At 72.7% G+C, this 13,812-nt stretch carries 18 protein-coding genes; 7 read left to right on the top strand and 11 right to left on the bottom strand.

The genetic code is table 11. The annotated features are described in order from the left end of the window. Window positions 1–252: citrate/2-methylcitrate synthase (locus J7523_RS09050; RefSeq protein WP_291885191.1), on the top strand; the 252-nt coding region annotated here is incomplete at its 5' end. A 175-nt stretch (window positions 253–427) separates the two neighbouring features. Here the strand turns inward: J7523_RS09050 and J7523_RS09045 are convergent. The 3 genes from J7523_RS09045 to J7523_RS09035 form a co-directional block, all read right to left on the bottom strand. Then, the gene (locus J7523_RS09045) at window positions 428–766 is read right to left on the bottom strand and encodes a hypothetical protein (RefSeq protein WP_291885189.1); all 339 of its coding nucleotides are present in this window, start codon (window positions 764–766) and stop codon (window positions 428–430) included. A 155-nt stretch (window positions 767–921) separates the two neighbouring features. Beyond that, complete coding sequence (locus J7523_RS09040; RefSeq protein ID WP_291885184.1) at window positions 922–1,323, bottom strand: PIN domain-containing protein; 402 nt, start codon at window positions 1,321–1,323, stop codon at window positions 922–924. Next, window positions 1,308–1,562, bottom strand: a complete 255-nt coding sequence (locus tag J7523_RS09035) for a type II toxin-antitoxin system prevent-host-death family antitoxin (RefSeq protein ID WP_291885181.1) — start codon at window positions 1,560–1,562, stop codon at window positions 1,308–1,310. The genes J7523_RS09040 and J7523_RS09035 overlap by 16 nt, the downstream gene beginning before the upstream one ends. Window positions 1,563–1,690: 128 nt before the next feature. Between J7523_RS09035 and J7523_RS09030 the strand changes: the two genes are divergently transcribed. From J7523_RS09030 to J7523_RS09010, 5 genes are all read left to right on the top strand, one after another. Then, window positions 1,691–2,443, top strand: coding sequence for a DUF6345 domain-containing protein (locus tag J7523_RS09030; protein WP_291885178.1), 753 nt, complete (start codon window positions 1,691–1,693; stop codon window positions 2,441–2,443). Between the two features lie 13 nt (window positions 2,444–2,456). Further along, window positions 2,457–3,380 carry a hypothetical protein gene (locus J7523_RS09025; RefSeq protein ID WP_291885175.1) on the top strand — a complete coding sequence of 308 codons (924 nt, stop codon included), beginning with the start codon at window positions 2,457–2,459 and terminating at the stop codon, window positions 3,378–3,380. 78 nt (window positions 3,381–3,458) lie between these two features. Further along, the gene (locus J7523_RS09020; RefSeq protein ID WP_291885172.1) at window positions 3,459–4,094 is read left to right on the top strand and encodes a hypothetical protein; all 636 of its coding nucleotides are present in this window, start codon (window positions 3,459–3,461) and stop codon (window positions 4,092–4,094) included. Between the two features lie 49 nt (window positions 4,095–4,143). Then, the gene (locus J7523_RS09015; protein WP_291885170.1) at window positions 4,144–4,659 is read left to right on the top strand and encodes an SRPBCC family protein; all 516 of its coding nucleotides are present in this window, start codon (window positions 4,144–4,146) and stop codon (window positions 4,657–4,659) included. Continuing rightward, window positions 4,656–4,982, top strand: a complete 327-nt coding sequence (locus J7523_RS09010) for a metalloregulator ArsR/SmtB family transcription factor (protein WP_291885167.1) — start codon at window positions 4,656–4,658, stop codon at window positions 4,980–4,982. The genes J7523_RS09015 and J7523_RS09010 overlap by 4 nt, the downstream gene beginning before the upstream one ends. Window positions 4,983–5,009: 27 nt before the next feature. On the opposite strand, the gene J7523_RS09005 is transcribed toward J7523_RS09010, so the two are convergent. Next, complete coding sequence (locus tag J7523_RS09005; RefSeq protein ID WP_291885165.1) at window positions 5,010–5,663, bottom strand: response regulator transcription factor; 654 nt, start codon at window positions 5,661–5,663, stop codon at window positions 5,010–5,012. Beyond that, window positions 5,660–6,805 carry a sensor histidine kinase gene (locus J7523_RS09000; RefSeq protein ID WP_291885448.1) on the bottom strand — a complete coding sequence of 382 codons (1,146 nt, stop codon included), beginning with the start codon at window positions 6,803–6,805 and terminating at the stop codon, window positions 5,660–5,662. The genes J7523_RS09005 and J7523_RS09000 overlap by 4 nt, the downstream gene beginning before the upstream one ends. 178 nt (window positions 6,806–6,983) lie before the next feature. Between J7523_RS09000 and J7523_RS08995 the strand changes: the two genes are divergently transcribed. Next, window positions 6,984–9,176, top strand: coding sequence for an MMPL family transporter (locus tag J7523_RS08995; protein ID WP_291885163.1), 2,193 nt, complete (start codon window positions 6,984–6,986; stop codon window positions 9,174–9,176). 118 nt (window positions 9,177–9,294) lie between these two features. Here J7523_RS08995 and J7523_RS08990 read toward each other — a convergent pair whose 3' ends face one another. The 6 genes from J7523_RS08990 to J7523_RS08965 are packed head-to-tail and all read right to left on the bottom strand — an operon-like array spanning window position 9,295 to window position 13,698. Then, complete coding sequence (locus J7523_RS08990; RefSeq protein WP_291885161.1) at window positions 9,295–9,888, bottom strand: hypothetical protein; 594 nt, start codon at window positions 9,886–9,888, stop codon at window positions 9,295–9,297. Between the two features lie 5 nt (window positions 9,889–9,893). Beyond that, entirely contained in the window at window positions 9,894–10,508 is a 615-nt protein-coding gene (locus J7523_RS08985; RefSeq protein WP_291885159.1) for a hypothetical protein, read from the bottom strand. After that, window positions 10,505–11,200 carry a hypothetical protein gene (locus J7523_RS08980; protein ID WP_291885156.1) on the bottom strand — a complete coding sequence of 232 codons (696 nt, stop codon included), beginning with the start codon at window positions 11,198–11,200 and terminating at the stop codon, window positions 10,505–10,507. Before J7523_RS08980 ends, J7523_RS08985 begins: the two co-directional genes overlap by 4 nt. Further along, window positions 11,197–11,784, bottom strand: a complete 588-nt coding sequence (locus tag J7523_RS08975) for a hypothetical protein (RefSeq protein WP_291885154.1) — start codon at window positions 11,782–11,784, stop codon at window positions 11,197–11,199. The genes J7523_RS08980 and J7523_RS08975 overlap by 4 nt, the downstream gene beginning before the upstream one ends. Window positions 11,785–11,830: 46 nt before the next feature. Then, window positions 11,831–13,411, bottom strand: a complete 1,581-nt coding sequence (locus tag J7523_RS08970; protein WP_291885151.1) for a hypothetical protein — start codon at window positions 13,409–13,411, stop codon at window positions 11,831–11,833. Next, on the bottom strand, window positions 13,408–13,698 hold the full coding sequence (locus tag J7523_RS08965) for a hypothetical protein (RefSeq protein ID WP_291885148.1): 291 nt from the start codon (window positions 13,696–13,698) through the stop codon (window positions 13,408–13,410). The genes J7523_RS08970 and J7523_RS08965 overlap by 4 nt, the downstream gene beginning before the upstream one ends. Window positions 13,699–13,812: the final 114 nt, after the last annotated feature.

The following is a 13,812-nucleotide window of genomic DNA, read 5'->3' as shown; positions in this document are numbered from 1 at the left end:
GGGCGCGATCGCGTCCTGGCCGCGGAGACGGCGATGGCCGAGCGCAAGGACATCCAGCCGAACCTCGACTACCCCACTGGGCCCGCTTACCACCTGATGGGCTTCGACACCCCGACGTTCACTCCCCTGTTCGTCGCGAGCCGGGTCACCGGGTGGACCGCGCACGTCATGGAGCAGCTCGCGTCGAACGCCCTGATCCGACCGCTGAGCAAGTACACGGGGCCGGAGCGGAGGGACGTGCCGGGAGCGTAGGGCCGCGACTACCCCTGGACCGTCGTCAGCAGGCGACTGACGACGGCGAGGACCTCGTCCTCCGGTGTCCCGATCCGGCGACGTGCTCCCGCGCGGTGTGGCAGCTGCGCCGGACGCGGGCGAGCAGTCGTGCGAGCCGCGCGGCCGTGTGCTCGGTGCCTCCGTCGAGCGCCGGTCACCCTTCCATCGGTGCGGGCTCCCGGCCGGTCGCGCCGTCGACCAGCGTCCGGTCACCGAGAGGCTCGCTCAGCGCCACCTCGACCACGTCCTGACATGCGTCGCCGGGGTTGCGCCGCGTCGACACGATGGTGACGGTCACGTCGTCGTCGGTCTCGACGACCTCGGAAGCGGGGTCTCCGTTGCAGGTGTCGATCCACAGGTGGAGCACGTCGCCGGCTACGGACCAGCCGATGATGCGATGCTCGCCGCGGACCTCTGCCGGCGTGCACGCGCAGAGAGCGCCGAACAGTGCGACCACACCGATGCCGCGCAAGACACTGCGACCGCTCGTCACGCCGCCGCTCCTAGGCGGTGCTTCACCGGCGAACCATGTCGGGACGCTACGTCGGGACCGGGAGCGCACGTGCACACCGCCGGTCACGATTCGGCATCGACCGCGAGACCACCCAAGGGGCGGACGTGGCGCAGGTCACCCCGGACGGAGACTGCTCAAGCCGGAACGTCGGCCACCACACCAGGCAGGTCTGCGAACTTCGCACGAGCGTCGAGCGAGAGGACCACGCGCCCTGCCTGGGCGGCATGCGCGGCGATGATCAGGTCGTGCGCCCCGCATGGCGTGCCACTGCGCCGGACGTGGGCGAGCAGTCGTGCGTGCTGCGCGGCTGTGTGCTCGGTGTAGTCGAGCACCGCGACCACCGAGAGGATCGCGTCGAGGGACCTTGCCCGGTCCGCGGCACGGGCAGCAGTGTCAGCGAGCTCGATCCCCGTGCGGAACTCGGCGACCGTCACCGCAGCGATGGCGAGGTCGTCGTCGTCCAAGGTCGTGACATCGAACGAAGCCCGCTCGTAGGCGACCAGCGTCGTGGTGTCGAGGATCAGACGCCGGCCCACGGATCACCGGCCTCGGTGAGGAGTGCCGTGGCAGCGTCGATGTCGTCCTCGAACGCATCGTCTAGGCGCGGCGCCTCTGCAAGCGCTGCACGCAGGTCTCGGCCTGTCCGAGCCGGCGCCGGCAAGATCTGCGCGATGGTGCGGTTTCCGCGCGTGATCGCGACCGTCTCCCCGCGCTCGACGGCGTCGAGAAGGTCGGAGAAGCCGCGCGACGCCTCGGTCGCGGTCAGGATCCGCATGGGGCCATGTTATCAGATTCTCTGATTTCGGCCGGATCACCTCTCGTCGACGTATCCCCCTGCGTCGTCGCCCCCTCCTCTCGGACACCTGCCCTGCCGGGGCAGGCACTCGATGAGGAGGGGGAATCATGGCAGCGACGTTCGGCGTAGAAGCCATCCGGCACTTCGGCAACGCCCGCGCGAACGGCATCTCCACGGCCGCGGACCTGACGTACACGTTCAACCGCAGCAACGGGTTCGACTCCGAGCTCCGGGACGCGGGGCACAACCGCGCCTGGTACTGGTCGGAGCAGGACTGCTGGGAGAACGACATCCAGGACTCCGACGTGGGCGGTGACGACGCCACGTGGGTCGACACGGTCGACCTGTTCTGGATCGAGACGCACGGGAACCACACGGACGACGGGCAGGCGCGCCTGCTCTACGACACGCCGCAGGACCAGTGGCGGACGTTCTCGGGCACGTGGGAGCTCGGCGAGAACTGGAACGCCGAGTGGGTCATGGCGTACTCGTGCGACACCGCACCTCTCGGCACGCTCACCGGGCTCTGGAACATCTTCGACCGCCTGCACCTGTACTGCGGGGCCTGGGAGAACATGTGGGACGGCATCACCACCGACGAGTGCGGTGAGGACGTCGCCGACAACCTCACGGACGGCGACACGGTGTCGTCGGCGTGGATCGACGGCGTGTCGGACTGGGCGGTGGACAACCACCCGGTCGTCGTGGGGCCGTCGACGAGCCAGACGTGGAACGGCGGCAACGTGATCTGGCCGCTGAGCACGCACAACCGGGACCACCTGTGGGGCGAGGGCTCCGTGACCGCCGACCTGTCCCCGTCGCAGCAGGGCTGCCTGCTGTGGCGCTGGGCCGAGGGCTGAGAGGAGAACGACGATGACGACGATCGAGGACCTCACCGCGAAGCTCACGGAGCTGGCGGGTGACGTGCCGGACGTGACCGAGGTGGTCGAGCTGGCCACGATGCGGCCCGAGGCGGTGCTGCGGCGCAACGAGAAGGTGCTCGCGGACCTGGCGGGCACGGCCGGCATCGCGCTGGACGTGTCGCAGGGCGGCGAACGGTTCAAGGAGCGCACCGTGTACCGGGGCGAGGACGGCGGCCGGGCGGTCACGTTCCACGCGTCGGGCGCATTCACGCTGTACTCCGGTGTGGACCCGCTGGACGACCTGTTCGAGCGGGTCGAGCCGGACGACGTGCTGCGCAAGGCGGTCGACTCCGTGGCCGAGAAGCTCGGGCTGACCGGGCTGGTCGACCAGGAGGACACGCTGACGTTCGAGCGGCTGTGGAAGCTCAAGGCGGCCGGCGCGGATCGCGAGGGCCGGCTGAGCGACCCCGTGCTGACCCGTGCCGTCGGCGCGTACCGCCAGTCGGTGCGGGACCTGCCGGTGCTGGGGCGGGCCTCGGCCAGCGTCGAGGTCGCCGGCTCCGGTGCCCTGTCGGCGCTGACCGTGACGCTGCGGCGCTTCGCGGGCGACGGCGGTGGGAAGACGATCGACAAGGCCCGCTCGCGCAGCGCCGAGGAGGCCGCGTCGGACGTCGCCGCGCGCGTGTCGAAGATGCTCGGCGGCCAGGAGAAGGACGTCGAGCTCGACGCGCAGTCGTTCGCGTTCGGGTACCTGAGTCTCGGCCGGCGCCGCGCACAGGCGCTGCTCGCGCCGATGTACGTCGCGGCGGTCACCGTGGACGGCGGTCCGGAGCGGGAGCGGTCCGCTCACGTCATCGCGGTGTCCGGCAGCGAGCAGCAGTACCTGCGGCTGCCGACCGGGGTCCGCCCGGGGACGTCGCCGCGCGTGGCCTGAGGGCCGGACGAGGGCGGCCGACCCGGTCGCCCTCGTCCGTCCGCTCCAGTCGGACGCCGTGCGCGCCGATGGATCCGTGTGGTCCTGACGTGCGTGCTCATCGGCTTCGTCGCCCTCGCGGCGATCGCGTCGTGCCGGTGGGTGCTCACCCGCGTCGACGCGCTCGGGCGCATCGCGCCGTTCCCGAGGATCAGCGTGGGCCTGAGCCTCGTGGCCGCCCTCGCGTGCGCGGTGCCGCTCGTGCTGCACGCGCAGCTGGAGAGCAAGCTGGCGGGTGCGGCGAGCGAGGTCGTCGGCGCGCCGGTGCAGGTGCACTGCCAGACGATCGGTGAGGCGTTCGTCGACGTCGGGGCCGAGCTCGGGTACGTGCGGTGGGGCGCGGACGGCGTGCCGGAGAAGAAGACGCTGATCAAGTCCCACGTGTGCGGCGACCTGCGGGCGTGGCTGCGCTCGTCGAAGGCGGCGCCGTCGCTCGACCAGGTCGTCGCGGTGCACGTGCTCACGCACGAGGCGATGCACATGGCCGGCATCACGAACGAGGCGGCCGCGGAGTGCGCAGCGATGCAGCGCGACCAGACGACGGCCGTGCTGCTGGGCGCGTCACCCGCCGAGGGGCTCGCGCTCGCGCGGCGGTACTGGACCGAGGTGTACCCGAACATGCCCGACGGCTACCGCGGCGAGTGCAACCCGGGGGTTGCCATCGCCGGTGGATAGTGCAACCCTCTAGTTGCACCTGTTGACCGTCGCGGTTCCGGAGGACCCCATGACCACCCCGCAGCAGCCGCCCGCCGTCGCGGACGCCGACACCTTCACCGTCACCCGCACCGTGCACGTCGCCGCCCCGGTCGAGCGGGTGTGGCGGGCCCTCACGCACGAGGAGCACATGACCCGGTGGTTCGGCGCACGCGCCTCGCTCCCCGAGGTCCGGGTCGGCGCCGAGGGGTACATCGGGTTCGAGGGGTACGGCGACTTCGTCGTCCGCGTCGAGGAGGTCGACGAGCACCGCGTGTTCGCCTACACGTGGGGCGCGCACCCCGGCGACCCCGAGCCGCTCGCCGACGGGACGTCGACGCTCGTCCGCTTCACTCTCGCCCCCGACCACGACGGCACCCGGCTGACCGTCACCGAGACCGGCTTCGGCACGCTCACCACCCGCGACCCGCGCCAGGCCCTCGAGGACAACCGTCAGGGCTGGACGTCCGAGCTGGACGAGCTGGTCGCCTACCTCGAGCGGGACGTCGAGCCGGACGTCGAGCCGGACCCCGTGAGGTCCGCATGACCGGGACCGCCGCCGACACGCTCGTGCCCGTGTTCGCGGCCCTCGCGGACGAGACCCGGTGGCGGGTCCTCACCGAGCTGGGCCGCGGCGACGCGTCCGCGTCGGCGCTCGCGGCCGTCCTGCCCGTCAGCCGGCAGGCCATCGCCAAGCACCTCGCGGTGCTCGCCGACGCCGGGCTCGTCGAACCCGTGCGGGTGGGCCGCGAGGTGCGCTACCGCGCGCTCGGGTCGCGGCTCGACGAGACGGCCCGTGCGCTCGAGGCGATCGGCGCCGAGTGGGAACGCCGGCTCGCGGAGATCAAGCGCATCGCCGAGTCGTTCTGACGGGTCGTCGGGCGCCCGGCGCAGCCCTCACGGTGCGACGCGCCGCGTCTCGTACGCCCACATCGCGATCTCGACGCGGTTCCGGGCGTTGAGCTTCGCCATGAGGCTGCCGAGGTGCGTCTTCACCGTGCTCAGGCTGATGTGCAGCTCGTCGGCGATCTCCTGGTTCGTGAGCCCGCGGGCCACGGTGAGGAGCACTTCCTCCTCACGCGCGGTCAGCGGGTCCACGGGCTGCTGCGGCGTCGGCGTCGGCCCCGTGCCCGCGAAGGCCGCGAGCAGGCGGACGGTCACGTTCGGCGCGATGAGCGCCTCACCGTCAGCCGCCGCCCGGACCGCCTGCGCGAGCAGCTCCGGGCCGGCGTCCTTGAGCAGGAACCCGCGGGCACCCGCGCGCAGCGCGCCGTGCACGTACTCGTCGAGATCGAACGTCGTGATGACGACGACCGCCGGCGCGTCGTCGCCCGAGCCCACGATGAGCCGGGTCGCCTCCAGACCGTTGAGGTCCGGCATCCGGATGTCGAGCAGGCACACGTCGGGCCGCAGCTCACGCGCCAGGCGGACCGCCTCGCGGCCGTCCCGGGCCTCCGCGACGACCTCGATGCCGGGCTGCGCGTCGAGGATGAGCCGCAGACCGGTGCGGACGATCTCCTGGTCGTCGGCGACCAGCACGCGGACGCTCACGCGCTCGCCCGCACGCGCCGCAGCGGCAGCATCCCGTCGACCACCCAGCCTCGGTCCGGGCCTGGTCCGATCGACACCGTCCCGCCGAGCAGAGCCGCGCGTTCGGTCATGCCCACCACGCCGAAGCCGGGCACGCGCGACGCCGCAGGGTCGCCGTCGTCCGTCACCGTGAACCGCACCTGCCGATCATCGCCGACCACCCGCACGTCGATGCGCGTGGCGTGCCGGGCGTGCCGCAGCGCGTTGGTGAGCGACTCCTGCACGATCCGGAACACCGCCGCCCCGACCGCGGGCCCGACGTCGTCGAGGGCACCCGTGAGCACCACCCGGACCGGCGGGTCGCCGCCGAGCGACCGCGCGAGCGGCTCGATGTCGGCGATCCCGCGGGTCGGCGCGAGCTCGGCGGCCTCCGTGCCGCGCAGCGCCCCGACCATCGTCCGCATCTCGGCGAGCGTGCGCGCCCCCTCCGCCTCGATGACCGCGAGCGCCTCGGCCGCCGCCTCGGGACGTGTGGCCGCGACGACCCGGCCGGCCTGCGCCCGCACGACCATCGCGGACACGTGATGGGCGACCGTGTCGTGGAGCTCACGCGCGAGCTGCTCGCGCTCGCGCAGCCGCACCTCGTCGAGCGCCCGCAGCCGGGAGGTCCGCACGGCCCGGACCGTCGAGCCGAGGGCCGCCGCGAACGCGACGACCACGAACCCGAACACCGCCTCGCCGAGGTTCGTGTAGTCGCGCAGCGTGCCGACGCCGAACGCGACCGCCGCGACCGCCGACCCGAGCACCACCTCCCGCCCGGCGCCCCACCGGTACAGCGCATAGATGATCACGAGGACGTACACCATGGCCCCGAGGCCGACCGACTCCGGGGTGCCCCCGACCATCGAGGCCAGGTCGACGACGGTCACCGTCCCGAACACGACCGCCGAGACGGCGAGCGGGTGCGTGCGCCGCCACAGCAGCGCGGGGGCCAGGCCGATCGTGAGCACGATCGCGACGGGCCGCCAGGGGACGTCGGCGCGCAGCACCCCCTCGGTCACCGCGCCCGCGACGACGAGCACGAGCAGCGCCCAGTCGCGCCACACCCGTGCCGGTGCGTGCGGGGCACGCGGTTCCGCCCAGATGCGCCGGGCCGCCTGCATGATCACGGGCCCAGCGTAGGGACCGCGCAGGCGGCGCGGATCGACCGAAAGGGCCACCGGCGCACCGCCCGTCCGGCTGGTCGGACCCTGGCTGCGGAGCCGATGTGACCAGGGACGACGCGTCGGGACGATGGCGACGCGCCGGTGCTCGCCGGCGCTCCAGCCACCGGGAGGAACCATGCTGTCGCACGCGCTGTCTCGACTCGGGCGGACCGCCGCCCGGCACCGCTGGACCGTGATCGGCGCGTGGCTCGTCCTCGCCGTCGTCGTCGTCGGTCTGTCGAACGCCTACGGCTCGACGCTGCAGGACTCGTTCCGCGTGCCCGACCTCGACTCGCAGAAGGCGAACGACCTGCTCGCCGCGACCGGGTCGCACCAGGCCGGGCTCACCGCGCAAGTGGTCGTGACACCGGCCGACGCCGGCGCGACGTTCGCCGACGACCCCGCCGCGCGCGCTGCGCTCGCCGACCTCGAGCAGTCGGTGGCCCGGCTGCCGCACGTGCTCGGTACGACCGACCCGGCGGGCGCGCTCGCCGACGACGCACCGCCGGGGTCGTCGGCCGGGGTCGTGTCGCCCGACGGGCGCGTCGCACTGGTCCGCGTGCAGTACCCGCTGCTCGAGGACCTGTCCGCCGCCGACCTCGACCGCCTCAAGGACGTCGGCACGGACGTCGACGAGTCCGTGCTGCGCGTCGAGATGGGCGGCGACCTGTTCTTCGCGTTCGAGTCCGCGCCCGCCGGCGTCGGGGAGCTGGTCGGGGTGCTGGCCGCGCTCGTCATCCTGCTGCTCGCGTTCGGGTCGTTCGTCGCGGCGACCATCCCGATCGGCATGGCGCTGCTCGGACTCACGGTCGGCGTCGCGTCGATGCCGCTGCTCAACCACCTCGTCGACATCCCGTCGTACGCACCCGTGCTGGGCGCGATGGTCGGTCTCGGCGTCGGCATCGACTACGCGCTGTTCGTCCTGACCCGGCACCGCGACCACCTGTCGCACGGCCTCGGTGTGGAGGACTCCATCAGCCGGGCGCTCGCCACCGCGGGGCAACCCGTCGTGTTCGCGGGCGGCATCGTCGTGGTGTCGATCCTCGGCCTCGCCGTCGCTGACGTGCCGTTCATGACCGCCGGCGGCATCGCGATCGCCGTCGTCGTGCTCGTCATGGTCGCCGCGTCCGTCACGCTGCTGCCGGCACTGCTGTCGCTCGCCGGACGTCGGGTCGTCGGGCGGCGGGAGATTCCGCAGGAGGGCCCGGGCTGGCAGCGGTGGGTCGGCCACGTGACCCGGCGCCCCGGCCTGTACGCCGTGGGGGCGACCGCGCTGCTCCTCGGCCTCGCGGCCCCCGTCGCCGCCCTGCGCGTCGGCATCCCCGACGACGGCGCCCTGCCCGCCGACTGGACGCAGAGGCAGGCGTACGACCTGCTCGCGGACGGGTTCGGGCCGGGCACCAACGGGCCGCTCGTGATCGCGGTCGAGACACACGGCGACGACGCCGCGGTCGGTCCCCTCGTCGACGCGATCGCCGCCGACCGCGGGGTCGCCTCAGTGGGCACGCCCGTGCTGGACGACGCGACAGGCATCGCGACCGTTGTCGCCGTCCCCACCACGGGACCGCAGGACGCGGCGACCACCGACACCATCGACCGGCTGCGCTCGTCCGTCTTCCCGGCCGCGCTTGCCGGCACCGCGGCCGAGGCGCACATCGGCGGTCAGGCGGCGAACTTCGCCGACGTCGGCGTCCGTGTGAACGACCGGCTGCCCGCGTTCATCGGGGCCGTGCTCGCGATGTCGTTCGTGCTGCTCGTGCTCGTGTTCAGGTCCGTGCTCGTGCCGCTCAAGGCCGTGGTGCTCAACCTGCTCGGCGTCGCCGCCGCCTACGGCGTGATGGTGATGGTGTTCCAGTGGGGCTGGGCCGCCGAGCTCATCGGGCTCGAGTCGACCGCGCCGATCGTGTCGTTCATCCCGATGTTCATGTTCGCGATCCTGTTCGGGCTCTCGATGGACTACGAGGTGTTCCTGCTGTCCCGCGTCCGCGAGGAGTACGCCGCCACCGGGTCACCCACCGGGTCGGTCGTGCACGGCGTGGCACGCACCGGCCGGGTCATCACGTCGGCGGCGCTCATCATGGTCGCGGTGTTCTTCGCCTTCGTGCTCGGGCAGGACGCCGCCACGAAGATGTTCGGCGTCGGGCTCGCGACCGCGATCTTCCTCGACGCGACGCTGGTCCGGATGGTGCTCGTGCCCGCGACGATGACGCTCCTCGGTCGGGCGAACTGGTGGCTGCCGCGGTGGCTCGACCGGATCCTGCCGCACGTCTCGATCGAGGGTGCCGACCCTGCACCCACCGCCCGGGAGCGCGAGCTCACACCCGCGTGACACGACGGACGCCGCCGTCCTCGCTGTCGAGGGCGGCGGCGTCCGAGCCGTCACCGCGTACGTCCTGTGCGGGCTCGTCGGTGCCGTCCGGGCGCCGAGCCTTTCTCTGCCGCTGCCGCTACCGCAGCCGCTCGAGCTCGCTCGCCTCGTCCCAGGTCCCGTCGACGCACCGCGCGAAGTACTCGTCACCCCGCACGTCCTCGGTGCACATCGCGTGCGCGGCATCCCACGCCGGGTCCCCGCACCGGACGGCGTACGTGTCGTCGAACGTGCCCACCAGACAGTGGGAGCGTGTGCCGTCCGCGCGTGTGAGCCGCAGCCAGGTGGAGATGCCCTCGTCCATAGGGATGCGGCCCGGCTCGTCGAACGTCACGCCGTACCGGTCGAGGAGCAGCTGCGCGACGCCGTCCTCAGCCCGGTCCAGCGCAGGCCAGTACGCGTCCCACTGCCGATCAGCCTCGCTCTTGTTGTGGTGATCGATCAGTGCGGCGGTGCCGATCGGCACCACCATCACCGCGAGGGCGACACCGAACCACGCGAGCGGGTTGCGCCCGGCGGCGGCGAGGCGGCCTGCGCCCAGCACGACGAGGACGAAGAAGACCACGCCCACGATGCCGACCAGCCCGAGGAGCACCACCGGGCCCGTCGGTCCGGCGGTCGACGGTACCCGAAGGTCCGGGACCTCACCGGCCGCCGCGAGCGCGGCCGCCACGGTTCTCACCGCTGCGCCCCCGCCACGTCCCGCGCCGCGCGCACGTGCTCGACGAGCTCCGCGACCGCCTCGCGGGGCGCCGGCAGCAGACCGCCGCCCGGGCGCGCGCAGGGCACGACGACCAGCGTGGCTCCGGCGACCGTCTCCACGACCAGCGCCGGCCGCGGCGTCGACGCAGCCACCCCGGTGCCCACGGTCACCGACGCGATCCCCGACCACGGCTCCGCCACCAGCCCGTTCACCGAGGTACGCGGGCCCGACCACACCGCGAAGCCGTGCGACGACCAGCCGATCGTGAGCCGGGTGCCGGACCGCAGACCCCGCTCCCAGCGCCCGGCCCGCGCCAGCTGGGCCTGCAGCGACGCGTCTGCCCAGCCCTCGTGCAGCGTCCAGTCGGACAGCTCCGCCGCCAGCATCTCGTGACGGCTACGACCGCGACGGATCCCCCACCGCATCGCGAGCGCGACACCGCCCAGGATCACCGCCACGAGCACGAGCGCGACGAGCAGCGTCCCCGGGTTCCACCCGTCCGCCAGACCACGCCACGCGTTCAGCGACAGCGCGACCACGCCGACGGCCATGAGTGCCACGCCCACCCAGCGGGCGCTGCCGGTCCTCACGAGCACTCCTCCGATCCCGCGGTGCCCGGCTCCTCGGTGTCCTCGACGTCGATGGTGTCGACCACCAGGTCGAACAGCTCCACCAGCGCCGCGCCGAGCTGCACGAGCGGTGAGCTGAAGGTGACGTTCACGACCGAACCGTCGCCGGGGTCCAGCCAGTACTCGACGAGGAGCACCGGCTGCTCTTGCGCGTCGAGACCCCGCGGCCCCCGGCGATAGGCGACGCGCCGCACGGCGGGACCGTGGTCGAGCTCGATGACCTCCACCGCGGAGCGTGCCCACTCCTCGCCCGGCGACCACGCCTGCGCGTCGCCCTCCGGTTCCGGCGCGCTCAGCGCCTGGCCCGGCAGCTCCGGCGCGTCCTGCGTGAGCATCGCGACCAGCGCGTCGGCCGTGGCTGTGTCCATCTGGCCGGGCGCGGGGTACACCGTCATCGTCGCCGGCACCGGCAGGCCGTCGACGGTCATCGTCGAGACCGCCATGAGGATCCCCCCGGCCGTCGCCGCGGTCTCGGCCGCCCCTGCCAGCTCGGTGCGCAGCTCGCGCCGGAGCCCGGCCTTCCGGTCGTCGCGGCCCACCTGCCGGTCCACGAGCATCGAGATCGACCGCCGCCGTGCCTCCTCGTCCGCGAGCGGGACCGTCCACCAGGACGACGGCACGACCAGGCCGACCCTGCGCGACTGGGCCGTCACGCGTCGCCCAGGGTCACGGAGAGGTTGTTGGCCAGCACCGCGCTCTGGTCGCCCATCGCGTCCGCCATCGCGGAGTACGGAGTGGTGACCTGCACCTTCATGAACTCGTGAGAACCGACTGGAAGGATCGTCCAGTCCACGCCGATGATCGCCTCACCCGTTCGCTTGTTCAGCAGCGTGTACGTCGCGATCACGGCCGGACCTGCGTTGGTTTCGGTCGACGCGACGTCGTAGTGCACCACCTTGACCCCTCGCACACGCGGAGCCTTCCGCACGAACGGCATGAACCACTCGACGGAGGTGTCCGTACCGGGGGCTTCGCCGAGATGCTCCATCGTCATCGTCGCCACCGGCTGCCCCGTAGACCGGTCCGGAACCCAGATGCCGCGCATCTCGATCCAGCCGTCAAGGTCCGCCGTGGTCGCCTCGACCGATTCGACGGACGCACGGACGCGGGCCTGCGCCTCCTCACCGTCGGCGAACTCGGCGACCGTCGAGAGCGGCGCCTCCACGCCCACGGCAGGGCGCCAGGCAAGCCAGCCCTCCGTGAGGCCGAGCTTCCACTTCGTGATCGCTTGCGTCATTGTTCCTACCCCATCAAGCCGCGCGCCTGGGCAGCGCGGCGTCTCACTACGGAAGCCGAAGACGGTCGGTGGGAGTCTCCCAGAGCGACGTCGGCCGCTGGACCACCTGCCCCACGTGCCGGAAGTCCGAGACGATCGCCGTGTCGCCCCAGCCCACGGTGCCGCTGGTCTCGTAGGTCTCTTGAAGCCCGACGGTCGTGTCATACACGCCGACACCGACGGCCCCGCCGGCGAGGCCGATACCCCAGTTCGTGTGCTGGACGGCACTGTTCGTCGCCGTCGCCCCGCCTGAGAGTGCAGCGTTCGCCGCGTCACTGAGCTCGTCGATGGCGGCGAACCCACGAACGTCGCCGCTGATGTTGCTCAAGGTCGACGCGGTTTCGATGAGCTCGCCGTCGCCCTGGAGCGCGCCGACCATGGTGCGCCAGTCCTTCGCACCGGCGCGAAGGTTGTCCCAGCCCTGGCCGAGGCTCCTCCAGCTGATCTCGTCGAGCTTGGTGAACGGGCTGAACATCTTGCGCGGGTCCAGCTCCCGAAGTCCGACACGAAGAGCACTGCGGAACGTCCCTCCGCTCGTAGCCGCCCGTCGCATCGCCTGCCGTCCCACGATGTCACTCTCGCCCGTGAGCTCTCGGATGACCTGCCGGCTCGACCCACCCGGGAGCCCCGCCGCGGCACGCAGGCGCGGCGACAACGCACCGAGCCGGCCCGCCTGCAGTCGTGACAGTGCGCGCGCGACCAGTCCCGAGGACCTCGCCGCGGACACGAACACCTTGCCTGCCCCGAACGTCGCCAACGCGAGGACGCCCCACCCCACGTCGGCCCACGACCTGGTGCCGTCAAGCGCGAGGACGAGGTCGGCGATCAGCTTGATCGCGGTCACGACCAGCGCGATCAGCCCCAGGACCTCACCCAGCACGGGGACCCAGCACAACGCGAGCGCGAGGATCCCGACGACGGAGCCGACGACGTCGGCGATCTCGGAGACGATCCGGCAGACGGGCGCGAGCGTGGCGGTGACGTTCTTGAGCCATCCGTCCTTGAGCTTGTCGGCGTGCACCGCGTCCCGGATGTTCGCGGCCGCAGCCTCGGCGGCCCGGTCCCGGTCGGCGATCGCCCCTTCCAGACGCGTGCGAGCGGCCTGGATCGCGGACTCCGCGGCGTCGCGGTCGTCGCGGGCGTGACGCAGCTGGTTCTCGAGCCGCCACAGGTCGGTGGCGTCGATGTCGTCGGGTGCGTCGTCGATCGCGACGGACGACGACCGGATGCGTGCCTGTGCCGCGGTCAGTGCCGACTCCGCGTTCTGCGCGTCCCGCAGCGCCCGCTCGGACTCGGCCTGCGCGCCGGAAAGGGCCGACGCGTAGGTGGTGAGCTCCCGGCCGACGGCGACGTAGCGACCGTGCGCCTGCTTGATCTCCCCCGCGACCGCGTCGGCGCGGTCGGCGACCGCCGAGACGGCCTTCGACTGGTTCTTGCGCAGGTCGGCGATCGCGGCGAGCTGCGTCGCTGCGGCCTGGATCGCCTTCGCGACGTTCGTGTAGTCCGCACCCGCGCGCTGGACCACCGCGACGTCGCCTGGGACGGGATCGCTCCACGCCAGGGGGTACCAGTTGCCCGGGCGGCTCACCCCTCACCCCGCAGCGCGGCCGCGAACTGGGCGTCCAGGTCCTCGAAGCCGTCCCCGATCCCCGTGCACGCGTCCGCGAGGCTGCCGATCGTGGACACCAGGTCGGCGCGCGTGTCGTCCCAGCCGTGCGCAAAGCCCCGGACCGCGTCGCTCAGACCCGCGTGGCCGACCGCATCGGCCACGGCGTCGCTCTTGGCGTTCGCGCCGTCGAACTCGATCGCCACGGATCGCAGGTGCGTGCCAGCGGCCCGCAACGCGACCGTGTCGACCTTCAGAACGTCGGACATGCTCTCCCTCGGGTGGGACGTCGCTGGGCCGCCTGTCGCGGGCGGCTCGGCAGGCGTGGACGTCAGCCGCGCAGGCCGGAGGCGAGCTGGGTGTCGGCGTCCTCGAGGGTGGTG

Origin of the sequence: Cellulomonas sp. (assembly GCF_017744555.1) — a bacterium.
GTDB lineage: Bacteria > Actinomycetota > Actinomycetes > Actinomycetales > Cellulomonadaceae > Cellulomonas.
The sequence above is the reverse complement of the archived record's forward strand: the minus strand, read 5'-3'. Positions and strand labels throughout refer to the sequence as shown.

Excerpts from the sequence above, each read along its gene's own strand:
- J7523_RS09035 (WP_291885181.1), bottom strand. The coding sequence starts at position 1,562 with ATGCGGATCCTGACCGCGACCGAGGCGTCGCGCGGCTTCTCCGACCTT.
- J7523_RS09030 (WP_291885178.1), top strand. The coding sequence starts at position 1,691 with ATGGCAGCGACGTTCGGCGTAGAAGCCATCCGGCACTTCGGCAACGCC.
- J7523_RS09025 (WP_291885175.1), top strand. The coding sequence starts at position 2,457 with ATGACGACGATCGAGGACCTCACCGCGAAGCTCACGGAGCTGGCGGGT.
- J7523_RS09015 (WP_291885170.1), top strand. The coding sequence starts at position 4,144 with ATGACCACCCCGCAGCAGCCGCCCGCCGTCGCGGACGCCGACACCTTC.
- J7523_RS09010 (WP_291885167.1), top strand. The coding sequence starts at position 4,656 with ATGACCGGGACCGCCGCCGACACGCTCGTGCCCGTGTTCGCGGCCCTC.
- J7523_RS09000 (WP_291885448.1), bottom strand. The coding sequence starts at position 6,805 with ATGCAGGCGGCCCGGCGCATCTGGGCGGAACCGCGTGCCCCGCACGCA.
- J7523_RS08995 (WP_291885163.1), top strand. The coding sequence starts at position 6,984 with ATGCTGTCGCACGCGCTGTCTCGACTCGGGCGGACCGCCGCCCGGCAC.
- J7523_RS08975 (WP_291885154.1), bottom strand. The coding sequence starts at position 11,784 with ATGACGCAAGCGATCACGAAGTGGAAGCTCGGCCTCACGGAGGGCTGG.
- J7523_RS08965 (WP_291885148.1), bottom strand. The coding sequence starts at position 13,698 with ATGTCCGACGTTCTGAAGGTCGACACGGTCGCGTTGCGGGCCGCTGGC.